Origin of the sequence: Gemmatimonas sp. (genome assembly GCF_041689975.1) — a bacterium.
GTDB lineage: Bacteria > Gemmatimonadota > Gemmatimonadetes > Gemmatimonadales > Gemmatimonadaceae > Gemmatimonas.
Genome location: NZ_JBDNFF010000375.1, coordinates 1 through 3573, shown reverse-complemented (window position 1 = coordinate 3573; position 3573 = coordinate 1). Strand labels below are relative to the sequence as shown.

At 65.6% G+C, this 3573-nt stretch carries 5 protein-coding genes and 1 pseudogene; 4 read left to right on the top strand and 2 right to left on the bottom strand.

The features are described 5' to 3' along the window. The 3 genes and pseudogenes from ACESNG_RS21585 to ACESNG_RS21575 form a co-directional block, all read left to right on the top strand. Window positions 1-287 (top strand): annotated as a pseudogene (locus tag ACESNG_RS21585) (hypothetical protein); the annotation flags it as partial. After that, the gene (locus tag ACESNG_RS21580; RefSeq protein WP_373063653.1) at window positions 284-778 is read left to right on the top strand and encodes a DUF4334 domain-containing protein; all 495 of its coding nucleotides are present in this window, start codon (window positions 284-286) and stop codon (window positions 776-778) included. The pseudogene ACESNG_RS21585 and the gene ACESNG_RS21580, both read left to right, overlap by 4 nt. Beyond that, entirely contained in the window at window positions 775-1737 is a 963-nt protein-coding gene (locus tag ACESNG_RS21575; RefSeq protein ID WP_373063651.1) for an alpha/beta fold hydrolase, read from the top strand. The genes ACESNG_RS21580 and ACESNG_RS21575 overlap by 4 nt, the downstream gene beginning before the upstream one ends. Before the next feature lie 7 nt (window positions 1738-1744). On the opposite strand, the gene ACESNG_RS21570 is transcribed toward ACESNG_RS21575, so the two are convergent. Next, window positions 1745-1921 carry a hypothetical protein gene (locus ACESNG_RS21570; protein ID WP_373063649.1) on the bottom strand — a complete coding sequence of 59 codons (177 nt, stop codon included), beginning with the start codon at window positions 1919-1921 and terminating at the stop codon, window positions 1745-1747. 63 nt (window positions 1922-1984) lie between these two features. Continuing rightward, on the bottom strand, window positions 1985-3154 hold the full coding sequence (locus tag ACESNG_RS21565) for a pyridoxal phosphate-dependent aminotransferase (RefSeq protein WP_373063647.1): 1170 nt from the start codon (window positions 3152-3154) through the stop codon (window positions 1985-1987). A 47-nt stretch (window positions 3155-3201) separates the two neighbouring features. Here ACESNG_RS21565 and ACESNG_RS21560 point away from each other — a divergent pair. After that, window positions 3202-3573: DUF3429 domain-containing protein (locus ACESNG_RS21560; RefSeq protein ID WP_373070797.1), on the top strand; the 372-nt coding region annotated here is incomplete at its 3' end.

Below are 3573 nucleotides of genomic sequence, written 5' to 3'. Positions count from 1 at the left end.
CGCGACGGTGGGCGCATCAGTTCCCGGCGAGTTCGCAGATCGAACTGGTGGTCACGCTTACGCCGTACAGCACGTGGGGCGGCAACGTGGCCTCACACGGTTCACCGCGCGAGTACGACTCGCACGTCCCGCTCATCTTCGCCGGCGCCGGCATCAAGCCCGGCGTGCACGCGCAGTTCGTGCGCACGGTCGATCTGGCACCGACACTGGCCGAACTACTCGGCGTGAAGCCGGCTGAGCGCCTCGACGGTGTCGCGCTCAAAGATGCCCTGCTCACGCCGCGATGACGTTGGCCGAAACGCTGGCGCGCTTCGATGCGATGCCGGTAGTCACGACGCTGGAGATCCTGGGTCAGTGGCGCGGCTCCGGTGTACCTACCGGTCATGACATGGACGGGTTGCTCGAGGCCTACGCCTGGTACGGCAAGTCGTTCGTGAGTGAGGAGGTCGTACATCCGCTGTTGTTCCGGAATCGCGCGGGCGAGACCTATGCGATCGATCCGCGCCGCATTCCCCTTGCCTTGTCACGCTTCCACGCGCTCACGCGCAACGCGGGGGCGCGGGCGCTCTTCGCGCTCGCCACGCCACTGTTCCGCACGCGTGCCCCGCGCGCGCGACTGCGAGCGGTGACCCACCGCGGCGTGACGACGGCGGCGATGGTGTATGATCATCTGCCCATCATCGATTACTTTCGGCGCGTCGATGCGCGTACGCTGCTGGGCTTGATGGATCTGCGCGGCTCAGCGCCTTTCTTTTTCCAGCTGGAGCGGGACGCATGAAACTGGCGCGGTGGTTGATGGGCGGATTCGCGCTGGCGGTGCTGCTCCTGCTCGGACTCGCCAGCGTGTGGGCACCCGACAAACCGGTATCGGCGCTCACGGCGCGCTGGGCGCCGTCGCCGTCGCGCTTCCTGGCACTCAATGGCGTGCAGGTACATCTGCGCGACGAGGGCCCTCGCTCCGATTCGGTGCCGATCGTGCTGGTGCACGGCACGTCGGCCAGCCTGCACACCTGGGACGGCTGGGCCGCATCGCTGCGCCGCTCGCGTCGCGTGATCCGTTTCGACCTGCCTGGCTTCGGCCTGACCGGCCCGTCGCCGGACGACGACTACTCGCTGGCCGCCTATACGCGTATCACGCTGCAGTTGCTCGACTCGCTCGGCGTGGCGCGCTTCGCGATCGCCGGTAACTCCCTTGGCGGCGAAGTGGCATGGCATGTAGCCGCCGCTGCGCCCGATCGGGTGGACGCGCTGATCTTGGTCGACGCCGCGGGGTATCCGATGGCGTCGCAGAAGGTGCCGATTGGATTTCGGATGGCGCGCACGCGCGGGCTCGAGTGGCTCTTCACGCGCATCCTGCCGCGCGGCGTGGTCGAGTCGAGTGTCCGCAGCGTGTACGGCGATCCTTCACGCGTTTCCGATTCGCTGGTCACGCGCTACTTCGAGCTCACCCTACGCCAAGGCAACCGCGCCTCACTTCCGCGCCGCTTCGCCCAGTCCGCCAACGCCGCCGATTCCACGCGCATCGCGACGATTCGCGCACCTACGCTCATCATGTGGGGCGGGCGCGACGGACTCATTCCACCCGACCATGCCGGACGCTTCGCGCGCGACATTGGCGGTAGCCGCATCGAACTGTTCCCCGAACTGGGGCACGTTCCTCACGAGGAAGACCCCACGCGTACCGTTGCCGCGGCAGAGGCCTTTCTCAGGTGCCCGCGCTGCACGGCGGTTCGCTGAGCAAGCGTCACGTGCTTGGCGGATCCTTCATGCGTGTCCGCGTCACGCCGGTCATGATGCCGATGCCGAGTAGCACGAGTGAAGCGATGAGGATGTAGGTCGTCGAGACACCGATCACGGTCAGTCCCCACGCCACGCCACCGACAAAGACGAGAAATCCAACGAGATAGAGCGCGAAATTCATACGAGGCTCCGGAATTGAGTGATGCCCGAAGCCTCCTATGCAAGGGCTGTGCTCGCGGGATCCCTACCGTCCCGCGTTCACCCGCGCCGAGAGTCCGGCCAGCCGTTCGCCGGCGGCCCTGAGTGTCTCTTCCCGCTTGGCGAAGTGGAAACGGATGAGATGGTTGACCGGTTCGCGGAAGAAGCTCGAGCCCGGCACGCCAGCCACGCCGATCTCCTTGATCAGCCATTCCGAGGCCAGCGTGTCGTTGGCGAAACCGAGCGCCGTGATGTCCACCATCACGTAGTACGCGCCCTGCGGCTCGGTGAACGGCAATCCGGTGCTCCGGAGAATGTCGAGAAAGATCTCGCGTTTGGCGCTATACAGCTCGGTGAGCCCCTCGTAGTACGCGTCGGGCAGCTCGAGTGCACCGACGGCGGCTTCCATGAGCGGTGCCGCGGCACCGACGGTGAGGAAGTCGTGCACCTTCTTTGCCTGCGCGATCACACTGGCCGGCGCATGCACGTAGCCCAGGCGCCAGCCGGTGATCGAATACGTCTTCGACAGCGAGTTGCAGGTGATCGTACGCTCGAAGGCGCCCGGCAGCGTATTGAAATACGTATGGACATGCGGCGCGTAGATGATGTGCTCGTATGGCTCGTCCATGATCACCCAGGTGTCGTACTGCTGGGCGTACTCGAGGATGATCATCAGCTCCTCACGCGTGAACACCTTGCCGCTGGGATTCGACGGGTTGCACACCACGATCGCCTTCGGACGCTGCGCAAACGCGGCGGCCAGCACGTCTTCGTCGAAGTTGAAATGCGGCGGATGCAGCGGCACGTAGATCGGCTCGGCCCCCGAGAGAATCGCGTCGGCCGCGTAGTTCTCGTAGAACGGCGAAAAGACGATCACCTTGTCGCCCGGATTGCAGGCCGTCATCATGGCGACCATCATCGCTTCCGTACTGCCGCAGGTCACCACGAGCTCCGACTCGGGATCCACCTCGAGGCCACTGAAATGCGAGATCTTCTTCGCCAGCGCCGTGCGGAAGCGCGGCGCGCCCCACGTCACGGCATACTGATGGAATGGCCCGCGTGTGGCGCGTTCCAGCCCCTCGAGCAGCACTTCCGGTGGGTCGAAATCCGGAAACCCCTGCGAGAGGTTGATGGCACCGTGCTGATTCGCAAGGCGCGTGGTACCGCGAATCACCGATTCGCTGAAGACGGAAAGACGTTGGGCAGTTGTAGGCATGGCGTCGACATATACCGCGCGGCGCAGGTCGGCGCTACCTTCGCGCCATGCCTACCCGCACCTTCTGGCTGATCAGCCTATCGGGGCTCGCCCCTTTTCTCGTGTGTCTCGTCATCGCCTACGGCTCACCCGAGGGCAGCGCGCCGCACGACGCCGCGGTCCGCGCCTTTCTCGTGTACGCCGCACTCACGCTGAGTTTTCTGGGTGGGGCGCGCTGGGGCGCGGAACTCACGCGCGCACCAAACGCGCCCAACCTGTGGCGCATGGTGGCGGCCGCCGTCCCTTCGGTGGTCGGACTCGCGGCGCTCCTGCCGCAAACTCCGTTCAAGGTTGCGCTGGGCCTGCTCATGCTCAGTGGCGGCATCCAGCTCGCCTGGGATGTTTCGGCCTCTCGTGCAGGACTGCTCCCGCCATGGAAT

What these genes read in the sequence shown, in the direction of transcription:
- ACESNG_RS21580 (WP_373063653.1), top strand. Translation starts at nt 284, where the DNA reads ATGACGTTGGCCGAAACGCTGGCGCGCTTCGATGCGATGCCGGTAGTC.
- ACESNG_RS21575 (WP_373063651.1), top strand. Translation starts at nt 775, where the DNA reads ATGAAACTGGCGCGGTGGTTGATGGGCGGATTCGCGCTGGCGGTGCTG.
- ACESNG_RS21570 (WP_373063649.1), bottom strand. Translation starts at nt 1,921, where the DNA reads ATGAATTTCGCGCTCTATCTCGTTGGATTTCTCGTCTTTGTCGGTGGC.
- ACESNG_RS21565 (WP_373063647.1), bottom strand. Translation starts at nt 3,154, where the DNA reads ATGCCTACAACTGCCCAACGTCTTTCCGTCTTCAGCGAATCGGTGATT.